This is a genomic window from Dermacoccus sp. PAMC28757, assembly GCF_014302635.1.
GTDB classification, from domain to species: domain Bacteria; phylum Actinomycetota; class Actinomycetes; order Actinomycetales; family Dermatophilaceae; genus Dermacoccus; species Dermacoccus abyssi.
On sequence record NZ_CP060292.1, the window covers coordinates 915,271 to 933,118 of the forward strand.

At 68.7% G+C, this 17,848-nt stretch carries 13 protein-coding genes; 5 read left to right on the plus strand and 8 right to left on the minus strand.

Annotated features, from left to right (window positions below):
• Positions 1-90: 90 nt before the first annotated feature.
• The gene (locus H7F30_RS04465; RefSeq protein ID WP_187037008.1) at positions 91-2,442 is read left to right on the plus strand and encodes an excinuclease ABC subunit UvrA; all 2,352 of its coding nucleotides are present in this window, start codon (positions 91-93) and stop codon (positions 2,440-2,442) included.
• A gap of 188 nt (positions 2,443-2,630) precedes the next feature.
• Here the strand turns inward: H7F30_RS04465 and H7F30_RS04470 are convergent, their stop codons facing one another.
• Genes H7F30_RS04470 through H7F30_RS04490 form a run of 5 tightly spaced genes read right to left on the minus strand, consistent with a single transcriptional unit; the run spans position 2,631 to position 9,264 of the window.
• Positions 2,631-3,479, minus strand: a complete 849-nt coding sequence (locus tag H7F30_RS04470; RefSeq protein WP_187037010.1) for an endo alpha-1,4 polygalactosaminidase — start codon at positions 3,477-3,479, stop codon at positions 2,631-2,633.
• Positions 3,476-4,168 (minus strand): spherulation-specific family 4 protein, encoded by a 693-nt coding sequence (locus H7F30_RS04475; RefSeq protein WP_160126260.1) that lies wholly within the window; start codon positions 4,166-4,168, stop codon positions 3,476-3,478. Before H7F30_RS04475 ends, H7F30_RS04470 begins: the two co-directional genes overlap by 4 nt.
• A 5-nt stretch (positions 4,169-4,173) precedes the next feature.
• Positions 4,174-5,502, minus strand: coding sequence for a hypothetical protein (locus tag H7F30_RS04480; protein ID WP_187037011.1), 1,329 nt, complete (start codon positions 5,500-5,502; stop codon positions 4,174-4,176).
• Positions 5,493-7,043, minus strand: coding sequence for a GT4 family glycosyltransferase PelF (gene pelF, locus H7F30_RS04485; protein WP_187037014.1), 1,551 nt, complete (start codon positions 7,041-7,043; stop codon positions 5,493-5,495). The genes H7F30_RS04480 and pelF overlap by 10 nt, the downstream gene beginning before the upstream one ends.
• Before the next feature lie 13 nt (positions 7,044-7,056).
• Complete coding sequence (locus H7F30_RS04490) at positions 7,057-9,264, minus strand: hypothetical protein (protein ID WP_187037016.1); 2,208 nt, start codon at positions 9,262-9,264, stop codon at positions 7,057-7,059.
• 515 nt (positions 9,265-9,779) lie between these two features.
• Between H7F30_RS04490 and H7F30_RS04495 the strand changes: the two genes are divergently transcribed.
• Both H7F30_RS04495 and H7F30_RS04500 read left to right on the plus strand, forming a co-directional pair.
• Complete coding sequence (locus tag H7F30_RS04495) at positions 9,780-10,244, plus strand: cysteine dioxygenase (RefSeq protein WP_187037018.1); 465 nt, start codon at positions 9,780-9,782, stop codon at positions 10,242-10,244.
• Between the two features lie 59 nt (positions 10,245-10,303).
• Positions 10,304-11,125, plus strand: a complete 822-nt coding sequence (locus H7F30_RS04500; RefSeq protein WP_187037020.1) for a crotonase/enoyl-CoA hydratase family protein — start codon at positions 10,304-10,306, stop codon at positions 11,123-11,125.
• Between the two features lie 94 nt (positions 11,126-11,219).
• Here the strand turns inward: H7F30_RS04500 and H7F30_RS04505 are convergent, their stop codons facing one another.
• A complete protein-coding gene (locus tag H7F30_RS04505; RefSeq protein WP_187037022.1) occupies positions 11,220-12,893 on the minus strand; it encodes a formate--tetrahydrofolate ligase in 1,674 nt (557 codons plus the stop codon).
• Positions 12,894-12,974: 81 nt separating this feature from the next.
• Positions 12,975-13,547: an NUDIX hydrolase gene (locus tag H7F30_RS04510; RefSeq protein WP_187037024.1), complete on the minus strand. Its 573-nt coding sequence runs from the start codon at positions 13,545-13,547 to the stop codon at positions 12,975-12,977.
• Positions 13,548-13,645: 98 nt separating this feature from the next.
• Here H7F30_RS04510 and H7F30_RS04515 point away from each other — a divergent pair, with 98 nt between their 5' ends.
• Entirely contained in the window at positions 13,646-15,691 is a 2,046-nt protein-coding gene (locus tag H7F30_RS04515) for an NAD(+) synthase (RefSeq protein ID WP_187037027.1), read from the plus strand.
• A 96-nt stretch (positions 15,692-15,787) separates the two neighbouring features.
• Here H7F30_RS04515 and H7F30_RS04520 read toward each other — a convergent pair whose 3' ends face one another.
• Positions 15,788-16,633, minus strand: a complete 846-nt coding sequence (locus tag H7F30_RS04520; protein ID WP_187037029.1) for a siderophore-interacting protein — start codon at positions 16,631-16,633, stop codon at positions 15,788-15,790.
• 153 nt (positions 16,634-16,786) lie between these two features.
• Here H7F30_RS04520 and H7F30_RS04525 point away from each other — a divergent pair, with 153 nt between their 5' ends.
• Positions 16,787-17,827: an iron-siderophore ABC transporter substrate-binding protein gene (locus H7F30_RS04525; RefSeq protein ID WP_187037030.1), complete on the plus strand. Its 1,041-nt coding sequence runs from the start codon at positions 16,787-16,789 to the stop codon at positions 17,825-17,827.
• The last annotated feature ends 21 nt before the right edge of the window (positions 17,828-17,848 follow it).

Below are 17,848 nucleotides of genomic sequence, written 5' to 3' on the forward strand. Positions count from 1 at the left end.
GGTGTTCACGGGCGCGCCATGCGCTGATCTTGGGGGTTGTCGGTGCCGCGCGGCACAATCGGCAGCAGTCCCCTCGATCAGGAGTGCGCCATGACCGACGAACACCCCGCTGACGCCCACGAGATCATCCGCGTCGCCGGTGCTCGGGAGAACAACCTCAAGGACGTCAGCGTCGAGCTGCCGAAGCGCCGGCTCACGGTCTTCACCGGCGTCTCCGGTTCGGGCAAGAGTTCGCTCGTGTTCAAGACGATCGCGGCCGAGAGCCAGCGCATGATCAACGAGACCTACTCCTCGTTCGTCCAAGGCTTCATGCCGACGCTGGCGCGCCCCGACGTCGATCTCCTCGAAGGGCTCACGACGGCGATCATCGTCGACCAGGAGCGTCTCGGCGCGAACCCGCGCTCGACGGTCGGCACGGTCACCGACGTCAACGCGATGCTGCGCATTCTCTTCAGCCGCCTCGCCACCCCGAGCATCGGCGGTCCGCGCGCGTATTCGTTCAACGTCGCCTCGGCGAGCGGCGTCGGCTCGCTCAAGAAGGCCGACGGCACGCGTGAGGTGCGTCAGTTCAGCGTCACGGGCGGCATGTGCCCGCGTTGCGAAGGGCGCGGCAGCGTCAGCGATTTCGACCTCGACGAACTGTTCGACGCGGAGAAGTCGCTACGCGAAGGTGCGCTGCGGGTGCCGGGCATGACGATGGACGGCTGGTACGGGCGCATCTTCGAGGGCTCGAAGTACTTCGACATGGACAAGCCGCTCAAGAAGTACTCGAAGAAGGAGATGGACAACCTCCTGCACAAGGAGCCGACGAAAATCAAGGTCGAGGGCATCAACCTCACCTACGAGGGCATCATCCCCCGCATCCAGCGCTCGATGCTCAGCAAGGACGTCGAGGCGATGCAGCCGCACATCCGCGCGTTCGTCGAGCGGGTCGTCGTGTTCCGCACGTGCCCGGAGTGCGAGGGCACCCGCCTCACCGAGGGCGCTCGCGCGTCGAAGATCGGCACGTACTCGATCGCCGACGTGTGCGCCATGCAGATCACCGACGTCGCCGAGTGGGTGCGCGGCCTCGACGAACCCTCGGTCGCGCCGCTGCTCACAGGCCTCACCGAGACGCTCGACGCCTTCGTCCAGATCGGGCTCGGCTACCTCTCACTCGAGCGGCCCTCCGGAACGCTCTCGGGTGGCGAGTCGCAGCGCGTCAAGATGATCCGGCACCTCGGCAGCTCGCTCACCGACGTCACGTACGTCTTCGACGAGCCGACGGTCGGCCTGCACCCGCACGACATCGAGAACATGAACGACCTGCTGCGTCGCCTGCGCGACAAGGGCAACACGGTGCTCGTCGTCGAGCACAAGCCGGAGACCATCGCCATCGCCGATCACGTCGTCGATCTCGGCCCGCGAGCCGGTAGCGAGGGCGGCGAGATCATGTTCGAAGGCACCGTGGAGGGGCTCTCCGACTCGGACACCCTCACCGGTCGCCACCTACACGACCGCGTGAAGCTCAAGGAATCGGCACGAAAGCCCACGGGGCAGCTCGAGATCCGCGGCGCGAGCAGCCACAACCTGCAGGACGTCGACGTCGACGTGCCCACCGGCGTCCTTGTCGTCGTCACGGGTGTGGCCGGTTCGGGAAAGAGCTCGCTCATCCATGGCGGCCTCGGCGCTCGCGACGACGTCGTCGCCATCGACCAGGGCGCCATCAAGGGCTCCCGCCGCTCGAACCCGGCCACCTACACGGGTCTGCTCGACCCGATCCGCAAGGCGTTCGCGAAGGCCAACGGCGTCAAGCCCGCCCTGTTCAGCGCCAACTCCGAGGGTGCGTGCGAGGCGTGCAAGGGCGCCGGCGTCATCTACACCGACCTCGGCATCATGGACACCGTCGAAACCCCCTGCGACGAATGCGAGGGCAAACGCTTCAAGCCGGAGGTGCTCGAGTACACGTTCGGCGCGAAGACCATCAGTGACGTGCTCGGGATGTCGGTCGCCGAGGCGCTCGCCTTCTTCGCCGAGGGCGACGCGAAGACGCCTGCTGCCGCGAAGATCCTGCAACGCCTCGACGACGTGGGCCTCGGGTACCTCACGATCGGGCAGCCGATGACGACGCTGTCCGGCGGCGAACGTCAGCGCCTCAAGCTCGCGACGCACATGGGCGACAAGGGCGGCACGTACATCCTCGACGAACCGACGACCGGCTTGCACCTCGCCGACGTGCAGCAGTTGCTCGCCCTGCTCGATCAACTCGTCGACGCAGGCAAGAACGTCATCGTCATCGAGCACCATCAGGCCGTCATGGCGCACGCCGACTGGATCATCGACCTCGGCCCGGGCGCCGGGCACGACGGTGGTCGCGTCGTCTTCGAGGGCACCCCGGCCGGCCTCGTCGCCGATGCCACGACGCTCACCGGCGAGCACCTCAAGGCCTACGTGGGCGCCTGAGACGCGAGAACGCGGCCGGGTTTCACCCCATTCGGCGTGGGGACCCGGCCGCATCAGCCGGGCGTGCGCCGAGTCGACCGACCGCCCGCATCCTCACGCTAACGACGGCAGCAGGCCGTGAGCTCTCCAGCCCGCACGCATAACGCGTGCGCTCAGGCCCGCACGTCCGAGGCAGCCCCGAGCGTACGTCAGCAGGCGGTGCGCTTGGCCGTCAGCTCGAGGGGCTTGATGATCGTGCTCATGCCCTTGGGCACGCGCGAGCACACGCTCGCCGTCGTGCCGGAGTACTCGACGTTGAAGACGGGCTTCTTCGCCGCGAGCATCGGCGCGTAGCTGTCGCACTCGTCGTAGGCGACGCACTCCTCGTTGACGGCGAAGTCGATGCTTGTGTGAAGCTGCGGGAGGATCTCGAGGCTGTTCTTGAGGCCGATCGCAAGGCCACGCTTGTGTGCGTCGGCGATGAGTTGACGCTGGTAGGCGACGGCGTCGGACTGCTTGATGGGGAACCCGCTCGTCGCGGCGTACCCATCCAAGTTGTCGGGGTCGACGGCGTCGAAGCCCTTCGCCTTGCACACGTCCATGCGCTTGGCCATGATCGGCGCCAGCTTGGCGCGCTGGCGCACGTCGAGCCAGCGCTCGCCCGGCCAGTCATCGAGCGGCTTGCCGAGCGTCGACGCGGGCAACGCCTTCGCGTCCGGCCGCCACTGCTCGTAACCGCCGGCGTTGATGTAGCAGATCACCTTGATGTTGCGCCGGTGCAGAGCGGTGACGGTCTTCGTGCTCGTCTCCTCCCAGTCGAGGTTGTAGACCGATGCCTTGACGGAGGTGTCGAGCGCGCCGCTGTACTGGATCTGCCAGCTCTGCCCACGCGCGGGCTTCCACCACGTGGCGCCCGGCTTGCCGTTCGACGTTGCGGCGCTCGAGGCTGTTCCGGCGGCACTCGCGGACGACGGAAGGGCCTGGTCAGCCGTGGCCGCGCACGCACTCGTCGTGAGCGCGAGCACGAGCGCGCCCGCTGCGGGGAGCGAGGTCTTCATCGTGCCTTCACGAGTTCAGGGTGACAGTCGGCGTACGGCGCGGGCAGCACGTCCCACGGGTTGGGCAGGCCACGGTCGGTGGCCCAGCTGAAGTGCGCACCGCGGCTCGCGGCCAGGGCCGGCACGGAGGCGAGGTGCTCGGGTGGCACGCCGTGCACGAGGTGCCACTGCTTGTGCGGGCTGACCGCCTGCAACCACTCGGGCATCTGCAGGTGGGCGTAGTCCTGCCAGGCAGCCTCGGCCACACAGGTGACGTCGGCCGTCTCGACGAGGCGTCGCGTTGGCACGACGCCGGGGTTGGCGATGACGTGCTCGACCCCGGCACGCCGCAGCGCGTCGATCCACTCGACCGACCAGGCGCCCTGACGATCCTGCGACGGGACGCAGTCGAGCATGACATCGTGGATGCCGTACCACCGCTGCCACTGTTCGACCTGCTCGAGCACGTCACCCCAGGGGCGCTGGCCGTAGCCGACGTTGACGTACCCGACCGTCGTCGTGGCGAGCCCGCGCGCGAGCGGTTCGCGGTAGTAGGGATCCTGCGGTCCGCGGCCGGGCCCGTTCTCGATGTTGACGACGACGAAGCCGAAACCGAACGCGCCCTCGGCGAGGCGCTGCCAGGCGAGCGGAGCCTGCGCGGGGTGGATGTACCAGGGCACGGCCGGGGTGGGTTGAAGAACGTGGAACACGGGGGTCACCAATTCGCGGAGTGGGAGGTGCGTCGGGCCGTGACGGCGCTGACGGTGACGAAGAGGACGAGCGAGGCCAGGAGGAGGCCGACGGCGTCGCCGCCGGGCAGGCAGACGAGGACGACGGCGAGGCTGCCCGCCGCCACTGCGGCCGCGCCGGGGGCGTTGCCGGTGCGCAGTTGAACGCCGGAGCCGGTCGTGGCGAGGGCGGTGATGAGCACGGCGGGTAGGAAGACGTGGGCGTCGTTGCGGTCACCGCCCGCGGCAGCGAGCATGCAGAACGCGGCGATGAGCCCGACGCCGCAGACGAGGCCGACGGCGAGAATGCCGAGCCCGGCCGTCATCCACCGCAACTGACGCCAGCTGTCCGTGAGGAACGCGAGGCGCTTCGCGCCGAGCAGGGCACTGTCGAGCACCGGTTCGCAGGCCGCGGAGGCCGCGAGACCAGCGATCGCCATCGGCAGCGTGAACGCGTTGCCGACGTGGGCGACGAGCACCATCAACTGGGTGATGAGCGCGAGCGTCTGAAGGGTGCTCCAAGCCAGGACGGGATGGAGCACCTCGCGCGCCAGACTTCGCGCGCGCTGCTGTTGCTCCCGGGCTGCGCTCGCGACGATGTACCCCGTCACCGCGGCGAACCCGACCACGATGACGCGGCTGACGACCGTGGCCGCGCCCGGTTCGACGACGAGCAGTACCCCCGTCAGCGCGGCGCAGGGCAGGACGGCGACGAGAAGCTGCACGGGCGAACCGATGACGACGAGAGCCGAGATCGCACAACTCCACAGGGCCCACAGCAGCGGCACCCACGAATCCACGACGAGGCAGGCGCCCGCGGAGAGCAAGAGGGAGACGGAGCCGACGCAGGCGCCGTTCACCTTCGCCTTGAGGCGACTCGCGGAGGACAGCCCCTGCCACATCGTCGCGCTGACGAGCTGCCCCGCGAGCCAGCCGACGGCGCCCGCCGTGAAGACGGCGTTCGTGTTGTGCGACGTGATCGTCGCGATGCAGATGAGGACGCCGCACAGCATCGTGAGGGATCGGGCGAGCGCCTGGCTCCAGGCCCGCCTCCACGTGCGCACCTCGTCCGTGCGCTCGTGGCCCGTGAGGACGACGGCGCCGGCCAGGCGCGTGCGCACGAGCGCGTCAGCGTGCGCGAAGGTGTTCGCATAGCCGTGGCGCACCGAGCTGCGGCCCCCGAACCCCATCGATTCGAGGTGAGCGGCGGCGTCGAAGAGGTCGACGGTGTTGTCGACCGAGGCGGCGAGCTCGGGGTGCGTCTCGTCGTCGCCCGTCGCCCTCGTCCCGGTCGCCTCCTTGAGCGTCATCGACACGACTCGGCCTCCGTGGTGGTGGGTGCGGCGTGGGTCGCGGCGGCGTACTCACGTGTGGCGCTCGAGTCGGCTGCCTCGAGGGCGCGGCGGACGTCGTCGAGGTCTGCCTCGGGCACCGTGGCGGCGCTGCGCTGGTAGATGCACCGGTAGCGTGCGGTGAACTTCGCGAGGTCGAACGTCGACAGGGCGCGCTCGCGCGCACGGCGTCCCATGGCTTGCCGTTCCGCATCGTCGACGAGCAGGCGCACGCGCGCCTCACCCAGGGCCTGGGCGTCGCGTGGCGGTACGAGCAGCCCGCACGTCTCGTCGCGCCCGACGCACTCGTTGACTCCTCCGACGTCGGTGTTCACGGTCGCGCGGCCGCACATCATCGACTCGATGACGGTGTAGGGCAGCCCCTCGGAGATGCTGGACAGGGCGACCACGTGGCCCGCTTCGATGGCGGGTCGGGCCGAGGGCACCGCGCCCTCGAACGTCACGCTCGCCTCGAGGCCGCATGCGACGACGAGCGCGTCGAGTTCCGCCCGGTAGGCCTCGTTGCCGGCTGGCGTCGGGCCGAAGAGCCGCAGGCGGGCATCCGGTACCGAGTCGCGCACGATCGCGAACGCCTCGATGAGGGTGGCCAGGTCCTTGAGCGGGTCGATGCGACCCACGAAGCTGACGGTCGGCACGTCCGGCTCGCCCTCGACGGGTGGGAAGGCCGTGGCGTCGACGGCGTTGGGCACGGTGATGACGCGCTGCGCCTTCGCTCCGAGCTCGCGCTCCCATCCTGCGTTGAACTCGCTCACGGGCGTCATGAGTTCGCAGTGGTTGTAGACGGTCTGGCAGACGGCGCGCGTCATCGCCATAAGGGCGTAGCGCACGGTCCAGGGGAAGTTCGCGGCGCGCAGCGCGAGGTAGCGCTCGCGCAGGTGCACGCCGTGCTCGGTCAGGACGATGGGTGTGCCGTCCCGCCAGTGCCGGCCGAGTGCCATGAGCCCTGCCGGACCGTTCGTCGTGGCGTGGATGAGGTCGACGCTCGGCCATGACACGTTGAGCACCGCGAGAAAACGGTCGACGTGCCGCGAGACGTCCGCCGCCTGCGACCCCGACAACGGTGGTAGGCCCGTGCCCTTCACGTGCGACGCCCAGGCGCCCATGAGCGCCTTCGTCCCCAGGCCGCCCGTGAAGTGCGCCATGAGGGGTTGGGCGTACTCGGCAGCGAGGACGCGCAGCCCGGCCGTCGCCGCCTGCAGGTCGACCGATCGACCTGCAGGCGGCAACACGGCCGACCACAACTGGCGGTAGGCGGAGTCGATCGCCGACGACTCACCCCAGGCTCGCAGCGCCTCGAACGACCACCGACGCCTCACCTCACCCCACATGGGTTTGGCCTGGAACGAGCGGACGTTGGAGGGCAGCGGCCACACGCTCTCGTGCTGCGTGCCGGTGAGCGTCACGATGGAGAACTCGTGTTCGGGTAGGTTCTTCACCAACTGGTCGCACCAGGTGCTGACCCCGCCGTGCACGACCGGATACGTCCCCTCGTTCAGCAACGCCACGTGCATGCGGGTCTCAGCCGGCGGCCGCGATCAGGTCGCTGTCGGCGACCGGCTGGACGATCTCTCGCGTCGACGTGCCGTCCTTCGCCGTGCCCGGTGTGAGGGCAGGCGCGCTCGGGGTGGCGGGCGTCGCGGCGGCGGAGGTGTCCCACGAGGCGCTCGTGGCGAAACCGGTCGCGGTGGGCAGGGTGAACGTCTTGAGGCCGAGGCCGCTCAGGCGCACCCAGTCGGACGACTGCCCGCCGTAGCTCTGCCCGAACGTCGAAAGGCCCGAGCGGGTGCCGGACGGTGCCGTCACGGGCACGTCGATCGCAGAGAAGGAGTTGTTGAACAGCTGCAGCTTGGTGCCGGAGATCGTCGCCTGCACCTGCGAGCTCCTGGCCCGCCACGTCTGCTGACGCACGAGCTGCGTGCCCGCTTCGGCCGTCGTGACGTTGACGATGGGAGCGTTGTCGGCGTAGACGCCGCGGTAGGAGCCGAGAATGCTCTCGACGACCGGGTAGAGGATGCGGTCGCCCGTCAGGTTGCTCTGGTGGGCGTAGTGCGGGCGGGCGTCGTTGTCGAGCACGTGCCCCAGGGCGATCTGCTTCTCCTTGGGCACGATGTAGGAGTCGAACCCGTCCTGCGTCAGCGGCGTGATGCACGTGCTCGTGGCCGGGTTGTCCTCGCACAGCCCGGATCCGCCGTCGGCGCGGCTCGTGTAGAGCCAGTTGTACTCGTCGACGGCGTTAGCCTTCGTCGAGGTGTTGTAGTAGATGTTCATCGGGTGGCGCGGCACGGTCGTCGCGGAGCCGAGGACGCGCGGTTCGCTCTCGCGCGAGGCGTCCGACGCGATCCACTTGATGCGCTGCTGCGTCAGGGCGGGCGCGAGGTAGGGGTTGTCGGCCGGCATCTGCGGCAGCGACTTCAAACCCGAGTGCTCGCCGGTGACGAGGCTCGCGGCGTCGAAGTTGGGCAGCGTGTTCGTCTTGGCGTACGCGACGTTCTTGCTGATCTCGGAGGCGATCGTGGCCTGCGAGGCCCAGTTGATGCCACCCGTCGACGTCTTCGCGCACTGCCACGGCGTCGTCGAGTCGTCGTGAACACAGCCGAGGTAGGGGTGCGACCACGTGTGGTTGATCCAGCGGAACTCGTTCTTGTTGGCCAGCAACGACGCCTCGAGGGCGTCGGAGCCGGTCTCGGCCTTCTGGTCGGCCGCACCCGCGCCGTTGAAGGCGACGTCGAGCTTGACGCCGTTGGTGCGCTGCCAGGCGGCGAGCTGGTCGACGTCCTGGGCCGTCATGCGCGAGGTGGCGCCGGGCGCCGTCTCCGGGTAGGTGGCGGGGTTGCAGTCGTCGCCGACGGTGCAGTTGCCCTCGGCGTTCCACTCGGCGTCGGGCAGCAGGACGTCGTCGACCTGGACCGCAAAGAAGTTGCGCGAGTAGGACGTCGAGATGCCTCGGGTCAACCACGAGACGATGCCGTGCGAGAGCACCTTCCAGTGCTGCTGCGACGCGTTGGACGCGACGGTGCTGATGAGCTGCTCGCGACCGCCCTTGGCATAGACGCCGAGGAGGGAGCCGCTGTTGCCCGTGCCGGGCACGGGAAGCGTGAGGTACGGGGTGTAGGTGGCGCCGTCACTGAGGGCCGCCGTCTTCGCGATGTAGCCGTAGCTCTCGGCGACGCTGGGGGAGAGGTCGTCGAACGTGACCGAACCCTTGAGGTAATCGAAGCCGTTGGTCTTCGCCGCGCCGGAGAGGTCGCCGGTCATGCCATCGACGGCACCGCTGTACTGATTCTCCAGGCCGATGCCTGTGCTCGGCCAGTTGTAGGCGCTGAACTCACGCACCTTGAACGTCGTCTCGTACCGGGCCAGGGTGGCGCGTTCGGCGTCGGAGAGGCTTGCCGGTTCGGCACTGGGCGTGACGACGCCCATGAACTTCGCCCGGGTCGTGAGCAACCCCTGACTCGCGAAGAAGGACGGCGTCAGCTGCGGGCGGGACGCGGAGGTGAGGTCGACCTTCTGGTAGGCGACTCCCTCCTTGCTGAGGCGGTCGACGATGGCGCCCACCATGGGCTGTCCGTCGTCGAGGACCAGGACGGTGGCCTGGATCTCGACGGGGCGGGTGGCTGCGGCAGCGGGCGTGGCCAGGGCCGCGCCTCCCGTGGCGAAAAGGGCCATGGCGGCCGTCGTCGCGATCGTGGTGGTGCGCAGGTGTGCGCGAACCGGGCGAGCGTTCATGTACTTCTGTTTCCTTGCGGCTGGCCGAGATGCGGCTGCGATCGTGTCGGGCTGAGGCCGGACCGAGGGTGAGACCCGCCCCTATGATAGGTGAAATATCAGACCGAGATCTCACCCACAGGGATCAAGTGGCTGCGCGGAGACGGGTGGGGGCTCCACCGCCGAGACGCTGGTGGGTGTGTCCGCACGTTCGGTGAGGCGTCTGCCCCGTCCTGGCGCCTAGTCGGACGTACGTTCAATTGTCCCGCCCATAGATGGTACGTCGCGAATGAGATTTCTGTCACTGTTCGACCGGGCGTGTGACGGCCCGGGTTGGACTCGGGCGCCACTGTGGCCGGGAGCGGCTCGTGCTCCGCGGGTGATCGATGAGGACGCCCGGTCGCGCACCATCTCGGGTTTCAGAGGGATTTCACAGCTTTGCTGGCGCCCGGTCGTCGGTGACGAGTGCTTCGCTGGACGAGTCGGTGCGAGAATGCGCGCGCACCGGCCGACCGATTCCAGACGACGGAGACCTGATGGCGACCCAGGATGCCCCCGGCATCACCACCTTCACCGACGAGCAACTCGTGCGCATGGCACAGCTCTTCGCGAGCGACGACTCGCTGGCCGCGCATCTCGACGAACTGCGCCCGGGCGAACGGCGTCATCGCGTCTCCCTCGCCGCCACCGCCCACCTGGAGATGTGGGCCATCACATGGCCGCCGTTCGCGACGAGCGGGTGGCATGACCACGGCGCCGCCTCCGGGGCGTACGTCGTCGTGCGCGGTGTCCTGCTCGACGAGGTCCTCCTGCCCTCCGGCGAGCGGGCCACACATCTCGTGGGGGAGGGCGAGCACCGTTCGTTCGCACCCGGTCTCGTGCACACGACGACGGCCTCCGGTGACGACCCCGTCCTCACCGTCCACGCCTACGCGCCCTCGCTGGCCGGCGCGCGATCATACGAACTCGTCGACGGCACGCTCGTCGAGGCTCGTCCATGACGCGGCGAATGCCGCTCGATCCGCAGGTGGGGCGGGCCTTGGTCTCGTACGCTGGCGCAATGGCGAATGTGGAGACGACGATCACCGGGGGCATCGCCCACGTCAAGCTCAACCGACCCGACAAGCTGAACGGCCTCACCCTGCCGATGCTCGGCGAACTCGTGGCCGCCGCGCATCACGTGCGTACCAACAAGGCGGTGCGCGCCGTCGTCATCTCGGGCGAAGGGCGCTCGTTCTGCGCCGGTCTCGACTTCGGTTCGGTCAACAAGGCGCCGGCGAAGATCATCCCCGCGTTCATCCCGCGCCTCTGGCGCGGCACGAACACCTTCCAGGAGGCGTGCTGGGCGTGGCGCCGCGTGCCGGTGCCCGTCATCGCCGCCGTTCACGGCCACTGCTACGGCGGCGGTCTACAGATCGCGCTCGGCGCCGACTACCGCTACACGACCTCCGACTCCGAGTGGTCGGTGCTCGAGGGCAAGTGGGGTCTCATCCCCGACATGTCGGGCGTGCAGTCCCTCAAGGAACTCGTCGGCATCGACGTGGCGAAGAAGCTCACGATGACGGCCGAGATGTTCTCCGGCGAGCGCGCCGTCGAACTCGGCCTCGCCTCCGAGGTGAGCGGTGACCCCCTCGCGTCGGCCATGGAACTCGCTCACGACCTGACGACGAAGTCGCCCGATCAGCTCGCCGCCGCGAAGCGTCTGTTCAACCGCTCGTGGAACACCTCGCCGCGTACGACGTTCCGCCGGGAGCGCGCCGAGCAGCTCGTGCTCCTCGTGTCGCAGAACACGGCGAAGGCTCGCAAGGCAGCGTTCGCCAAGGCGGGTGCTCGCGCCGAGGCGCGCGCGGCCGTCAAGTACAGCCCGCGCGTCCTGCCGTAAACGCGGGCAGGGATGAAGTCCGCCCTTCGTGTGCCCAAGCCGAGGGCTTGTGCGCAGGAAGGGCGGATTTCATCCGTAGAGGGGTGGACGCCTGTCAGAACAAGCCGGTGACGGCGCCGTCGGAATCCACGTCGATGGCGAGTGCGGCCGACTTCTTCGGCAGGCCCGGCATCGTCATGAGCGAGCCGCAGACGAAGACGACGAAGCCCGCACCGGCGGCCAGGCGCACCTCGCGCACCTCGACGACGTGGCCCGACGGGGCGCCGCGTTCGGCGTCGTCGGTCGTGAACGACTTCTGCGTCTTCGCGATGCACACGGGAAGGTGGCCGTAACCCTCGTCCTCGAACTGGGCGATCTGCTTGGCGACGGCCGAGGGGATCTCGAGTCGCTCCGCGCCGTAGATGCGCTGCGCGACCGTCTCTGCCTTCGCCGCGAGCCCGAGGTCGTCGCCGTAGGTGAACGACAGCTCGGGCTTCTGGCCGGACGTGATCTCGACGAGGGCCTTCGCGAGCCCCACCGCGCCCTTGCCGCCGTCGGCGAAGTGGGTGCAGATCTCCACCTTCACGCCGAGCCCCTCGACGTGTTTCGTGAAGGCCTCGATCTCGGCGTCGGTGTCACTCGGGAAGCGGTTGACGCCCACGACGACGGGCAGGCCCCACACGTCGCGGATGTTCGCGAGGTGGCGCTCGATGTTGCTCATGCCGGCGAGCATCGCCTCGACGTTCTCCGTCGTGAGGTCGGCGACGGCCACGCCGCCGTGGTACTTCATCGAGCGCACCGTCGCGACGAGGACGACGGCGTCCGGGCGCAGGCCGGTGAAGCGGCACTTGAGGTCGATGAACTTCTCCGCGCCGAGGTCGGCGCCGAAGCCGGCCTCCGTCACGGTCCAATCGGCGTGAGCGAGGGCGGTCTGCGTCGCCGTCACCGAGTTGCAGCCGTGCGCGATGTTGGCGAACGGGCCGCCGTGGACGAAGGCGGGGTTGCCCTCGAGCGTCTGGACGAGGTTGGGCGCCAACGCGTCGGCGAGAAGAGCCGCCATGGCGCCGTGGACGCCGAGGTCGCTCGCGGTCACGGGTGCCTTCTCGTAGGTTCGCGCGACAACGATGCGACCGAGGCGCTCCTTGAGGTCGTCGATCGACGCGGCAAGGCAGAAGATGGCCATGACCTCGCTCGCGACGACGATGTCGAAGCCGGATTCTCGCGGCACGCCGTTCGTCGGGCCCCCGAGGCCGATGACGATGTCGCGCAGCGCGCGGTCGTTCATGTCGAGCACGCGTTTGAAGGTGATGCGGCGCGGGTCGATGCCGAGCGCGTTGCCCTGCTGCAGGTGGTTGTCGAGCACCGCTGCGAGCAGGTTGTGTGCGGCGGCGATGGCCGCGAAGTCACCGGTGAAGTGAAGGTTGATGTCCGTCATCGGGTTGAGCTGGGCGCGCCCTCCGCCGGCGGCCCCGCCCTTCATCCCGAAGACGGGCCCCATGCTCGGCTCACGCAGCGCGGCTGCGGCGGACTCGCCGATCTGCGCGAGCCCGTCGACGAGGCCCACCGTGGTCGTCGTCTTGCCCTCGCCGGCCGGCGTCGGGCTCGTCGCGGTGACCAGCACGAGCTTGCTGCCCTCACGCCGGTCGCGCCCCTGAACGTACGGCAGCGAGACCTTGGCCTTGTGCGGGCCGTAGCGGAAGATCTCGGACTCGGGAATGCCGATCTTCGCCGCGATGTCCTCGATGGGTTGCATGGGGTAGGCGGCTGCAATCTCGACGTCGCTGGGCATGTCGTTCCTCGTGGGTTCGGCTGATCGCGCTCGCGAGTGTGGGCACCGTCACCGACGTTACCTGTTGCGCAACCCCTGTTGTCACAACCGCCCGAGGGTAGCCGCAGCGAACATGAGGGCAGCGAGTGTCTCGCCATCGGTGATCTCCCCGTCGGCGACGAGACGCGTGAGGTCGCGCCACGGAACGGCTCGAACGGCGGAGATCCCTTCGGCCTTCTGCTCACGGGCTGCCCTCTCGGCGTCCTCGACACTGGCCGGGGCCTGCAAGCCCGTGGCGAGAAAGACGTGCTCGGGGGCGTCGCACACTCCGTTGAGTGCGTTCATGCGCCCGATTTCGCGCCACTCGCGGGCCGTGTAGCCGGTCTCCTCGACGAGCTCACGCTGCGCTGCGAGCAGCAGGTTCTCACCGTCGCTGCCGCCGGCCGGTACCTCGAGTGACATCGCCTGGGTGGGGTAACGGTAGAGCGAGACCATGAGGACTTCGTCCTCGTCCGTCATCGCCACGACGAACACGGCCGGATTGCGCATGGTGACGACGCCGTACACGCCTTCGCCGCCGTCGGGGCGCACGACGGCGTCCTCCCGGACGCTGATCCACGGGTTGGTGTACTTCGGGGTGCTCGAGCGCGTGGTCCAACAGCCGGAGTGCGTCATGACTAGACCGTAGCCAACGGCCCCCGCCGTGGCGTCACCGCGGGGCGCCGGCACCTTCCTCACAGGCGTCCTCGGTGGGTTCTGACATGCTGGGAACCATGAACTTCCGTTCCCTGTACGCGCACGGATTCGCCCGCGTCGCGGCGGTCACTCACCCCATTGCGCTCGCCGACCCGATGACGAACGCCGAGCGCGTTCTCGAGTCGATGCGTGAGCTGCACGACGAGGGTGTGGCGGCCGCGGTCTACCCCGAACTCAACCTCTGCGGTTACAGCGTCGAGGACCTCGTCATGCAGGACGTGCTGCTCGACGACGTGCTGCGCGCGATCGCCGCCGTCGTCGACGGTTCGCGCGGGCTCACGCCCGTCGCCGTCATCGGCGCGCCGATTCGTAAGGGCCAGCGCCTCTACAACTGCGCCGTCGTCGTCAAGGAGGGTGAGGTGCTCGGCGTCGTCCCGAAGAGCTACCTGCCCAACTACCGCGAGTTCTACGAGAAGCGCTGGTACGCGTTCGGCGAGGATCAGCGCGGCGAGCACGTCGACCTCGGCGAGGAACTCGGCGAGGTGCCCTTCGGCCCCGACCTCGTCTTCCGGGCGCTCGACCTGCCGGACCTCGCGATCCACGTCGAGATCTGCGAGGACGTGTGGGTGCCCATCCCGCCCTCGTCCGAGGCGGCCCTCGCGGGCGCGAGCGTCCTCATGAACCTCTCCGGTTCACCCATCACGGTCGGCAAGTCGGCGCAGCGCAGCCTCGTCGTCCAGAGCCAGTCGTTCCGCACCCTCGCGGCCTACGTGTACGCCGCGAGCGGTGAGGGTGAATCGACCACCGACCTCGCCTGGGACGGCCAGACGATGATCTACGACCAGGGCACCCTGCTCGCCGAGACGCAGCGCTTCCCCGAGGGCCCGCGCTCCAGCGTCGCGGACATCGACCTCGGTGCCATCCGCCAGGCGCGCCAGCGCTACGGCAGCTATGACGACAACCGCCTGAGCTTCGGCCCGGCGCGACCGCTGCGCGAGGTGCCGTTCGAGCTCGGTGTGCCGGACGCCGACCTCGGTCTCAAGCGCGAGATCGAGCGCTTCCCGTTCGTGCCCGCCGACGAAGCCCGCCTCGCCCAGGACTGCTACGAGGCGTACGAGATCCAGGTCAGCGCACTCGAGCAGCGCATGCGCTCGATCGGCCAGCCGAAGATCGTCATCGGTGTCTCGGGTGGTCTCGACTCGACGCACGCGCTCATCGTCGCGGCCAAGGCGATGGACCGCCTCGGACGCCCGCGCACCGACATCCTGGCGTACACGATGCCGGGCTTCGCGACGAGCGACCACACGAAGTCGAACGCGTACAAGCTCGGCGAGACGCTCGGCGTCACGTTCGAGGAGGTCGACATCCGCCCGATGGCCACGCAAATGTTGAAGGATCTCGGCCACCCGTTCGGGCGCGGTGAGGAGGTCTACGACGTCACGTTCGAGAACGTCCAGGCCGGTCTGCGCACCGACTTCCTCTTCCGTATCGCCAACAGCAAGGGCGGCATCGTCCTCGGCACGGGTGACCTGTCGGAGCTCGCACTCGGCTGGTGCACCTACGGCGTCGGTGACCAGATGTCGCACTACGGCGTCAACGCCGGCGTCCCGAAGACGCTCATGCAGCACCTCGTGCGCTGGGTGGCTTCGAGCGACCAGTTCGACGAGCGCGTCGGCGAGACGCTGTTGTCGATCCTCGACACCGAGATCACGCCCGAGCTCGTGCCGACGAAGGAGGGCGAGACGCCGCAGTCGACCGAGGCGAACATCGGCCCGTACAACCTGCAGGACTTCACGCTCTACCACGTGCTCTCGCAGGGCTTCCGCCCGAGCAAGATCGCGTTCCTCGCCATGCACGCCTGGGACGATGTCGACGACGGCCGCTGGCCCGCCGGTTTCCCGGAGGACAAGCGCCCGGTCTACTCCCTCGAGGAGATCCGTCACTGGCTCGAGGTGTTCTACAAGCGCTTCTTCAGCCAGCAGTTCAAGCGCTCGGCGCTGCCGAACGGACCGAAGGTGAGCGCCGGCGGTGCATTGTCTCCCCGCGGCGACTGGCGCATGCCGTCCGATGCCTCGGGCAAGGCCTGGCTCGACGAACTGGAGCGCAACGTCCCGAAGGCCTGAACGCTGGCCTCACGGGCCGGACGTGAAGACGAACTGCCCACGCTCCCGAGGGGGCGTGGGCAGTTCGTTTCGCTTCGTGGGCGGGCCGGCCGCGCGTCAGCCGGCGAGCGCTTGGTCGGCTTCCTTCGGCGGCAACCAGTAGCCGAGCGTCTTGATGCAGTCGCGACGAAGGCCTGCCGCGCGCAGCTTCTTCGTCAGGGCGCGGGTCGTGACAGTGTCGCAGGCGCCCCACGCGAACAGCCGCGTGCAGGTGGCCTCGGGGGCGTGCAGGTTCGTGCGTTCGCCGGGCGCCCCGTCTGCAGCGACGAACGCGGCGATCTCCGCATCGACGGCGTCGAGCAGGCCCTGACCGTTGTCGGTGCGACGCACCCAGCGCAGCGAATCCTGTGCACGTAGGCGAACAGGCAGCGCACGGTCCTCGGGGTGCACCCACTCGAGGACAACAGTGGTCGGCGCGGCGCTCACGGCGTCGAGGAGCGAGTTGATCGCCGGCAGGGAGGCGGTGTCTCCGACGAGGAGGTGACGGTCGACGTCGTCGCAGTCGGGCAGGGACGGTTCCGACCCGTAGAGGCTGGCCTCGATCTCGTCGCCGGGGACGGTCTGCTGCGCCCAGCGGGCGGCAGCGCCGTCGTGGATGGCGAACTCGAGCCAGAAGGTGTCGGTCTCGACGTTGGGGTCGACGAGCGTGTAGGCGCGCTGGTGGCCGGCGCCGTTTCCCGTGGGATCGGTGAACCACAGGCGCACCCACATCGTGGGGTACGGGGCATGAGTGCGCAGGAATCCGTTGCCTGCGCAGCGCACGCGCTGGTAGGTGTCGCTGACGCGCTCGGTTTCGAGGACGGTGAAGACGAAGTCCTGCGCGCGAAGGTCGGCCAGGATCCGGCCGGCCTCACCGCGATCGACTGGGCGCAACGCGCGAGCGCGTGCGGTGGTCGGGGTCATCATCGACGCCTTCCGTCTCGACTGCGGGTGCGGGCGTTGCATCGAGCAACACATGTGAGGTTAGCATTGCCTAACTCACGTTGCTAGGCATTGCGTCACGTCGACGTGACGTAACTGCTTATCTGCTGTTGTCCCTTCATCGAAAGGTCCCCCGTGATCAACCGCCGTGGTTTCCTCGCCCTCGCCACCGCAGGCACTGCCGCCACCGCCCTGGCCGCCTGTGGCACCGGCTCGTCGTCCGACGAATCGTCGGAGAGCAAGAGCTCGGGTGGGGGCGCCGGGTCTGGCTTCCCCGTCGAGGTCAAGCACGCCTTCGGTACGACGAAGATCGAGAAGGCCCCGACGAAGGTCGTCGTCGTCGGGTGGGGTGACGCCGACGTCGTCGCCGCCCTCGGCGTCGCGCCGGTCGCGGCACCCGAGGTGACGTGGGGCGCCAACGCGAACAAGTCCACCGACTGGCTCGACGCTCAGCTCAAGAAGATCGGGGGCAAGGCTCCGGCGCGCTTCAGCGACAAGGACGGCACGCCCGTCGACAAGATCGCGACGTACCAGCCCGACCTCATCCTCGGAACGAACTCGGGTCTGACGAAGGAGCAGTACGACAAGCTCTCGAAGATCGCACCCACGGTCGCGTACCCGAAGGTCGCCTGGGGCACGTCCTGGCAGGAGTCGACGACCATGATCGCGACCGCTCTGGGCCAGAAGGCCGAGGGCGAGAAGCTCATGGCCGAGACCAAGAAGAAGATCAGCGACGCCGTCGCCAAGTACCCCGAGCTCAAGGGCAAGACGGCCTCGTGGGTCTACTTCACGCCGACGAACCTCAACACGGTGGGTGTCTACACCCCGAGCGACAACCGTCCGCGCACCCTCGCCGAGTTCGGCCTGCCCGACGGTGACGGAATCGCCAAGCAGACGAAGAGCAGCAAGTCGTTCTTCGTCGACCTCTCTGCCGAGAAGGCCGCGCAGATCGACTCGGACATCGTCGTGTTCGACGAACTGCAGGGCGCCGAGCCGAGCAAGATCAAGAGCAACGCCCTGCTGGGCAAGATCCCGGCGATCAAGAACGACACGTTCGTCTCGATCAAGGAGCAGAAGCCGTCCGCGGCGATGTCCGGCCCGACCGTGCTGTCGATCCCGGTCGCTCTCGAGACGTTCCTGCCGCAGCTCGCCGCCGCGGCCAAGAAGGTCAAGTAAGAACCTCGAATGACGGCTGCG

Bases quoted from the DNA above. Each gene is read 5' to 3' on its own strand.
- H7F30_RS04465 (WP_187037008.1), top strand. From the start codon at position 91: ATGACCGACGAACACCCCGCTGACGCCCACGAGATCATCCGCGTCGCC.
- H7F30_RS04470 (WP_187037010.1), bottom strand. From the start codon at position 3,479: ATGAAGACCTCGCTCCCCGCAGCGGGCGCGCTCGTGCTCGCGCTCACG.
- H7F30_RS04490 (WP_187037016.1), bottom strand. From the start codon at position 9,264: ATGAACGCTCGCCCGGTTCGCGCACACCTGCGCACCACCACGATCGCG.
- H7F30_RS04495 (WP_187037018.1), top strand. From the start codon at position 9,780: ATGGCGACCCAGGATGCCCCCGGCATCACCACCTTCACCGACGAGCAA.
- H7F30_RS04500 (WP_187037020.1), top strand. From the start codon at position 10,304: ATGGCGAATGTGGAGACGACGATCACCGGGGGCATCGCCCACGTCAAG.
- H7F30_RS04505 (WP_187037022.1), bottom strand. From the start codon at position 12,893: ATGCCCAGCGACGTCGAGATTGCAGCCGCCTACCCCATGCAACCCATC.
- H7F30_RS04510 (WP_187037024.1), bottom strand. From the start codon at position 13,547: ATGACGCACTCCGGCTGTTGGACCACGCGCTCGAGCACCCCGAAGTAC.
- H7F30_RS04515 (WP_187037027.1), top strand. From the start codon at position 13,646: ATGAACTTCCGTTCCCTGTACGCGCACGGATTCGCCCGCGTCGCGGCG.
- H7F30_RS04520 (WP_187037029.1), bottom strand. From the start codon at position 16,633: ATGACCCCGACCACCGCACGCGCTCGCGCGTTGCGCCCAGTCGATCGC.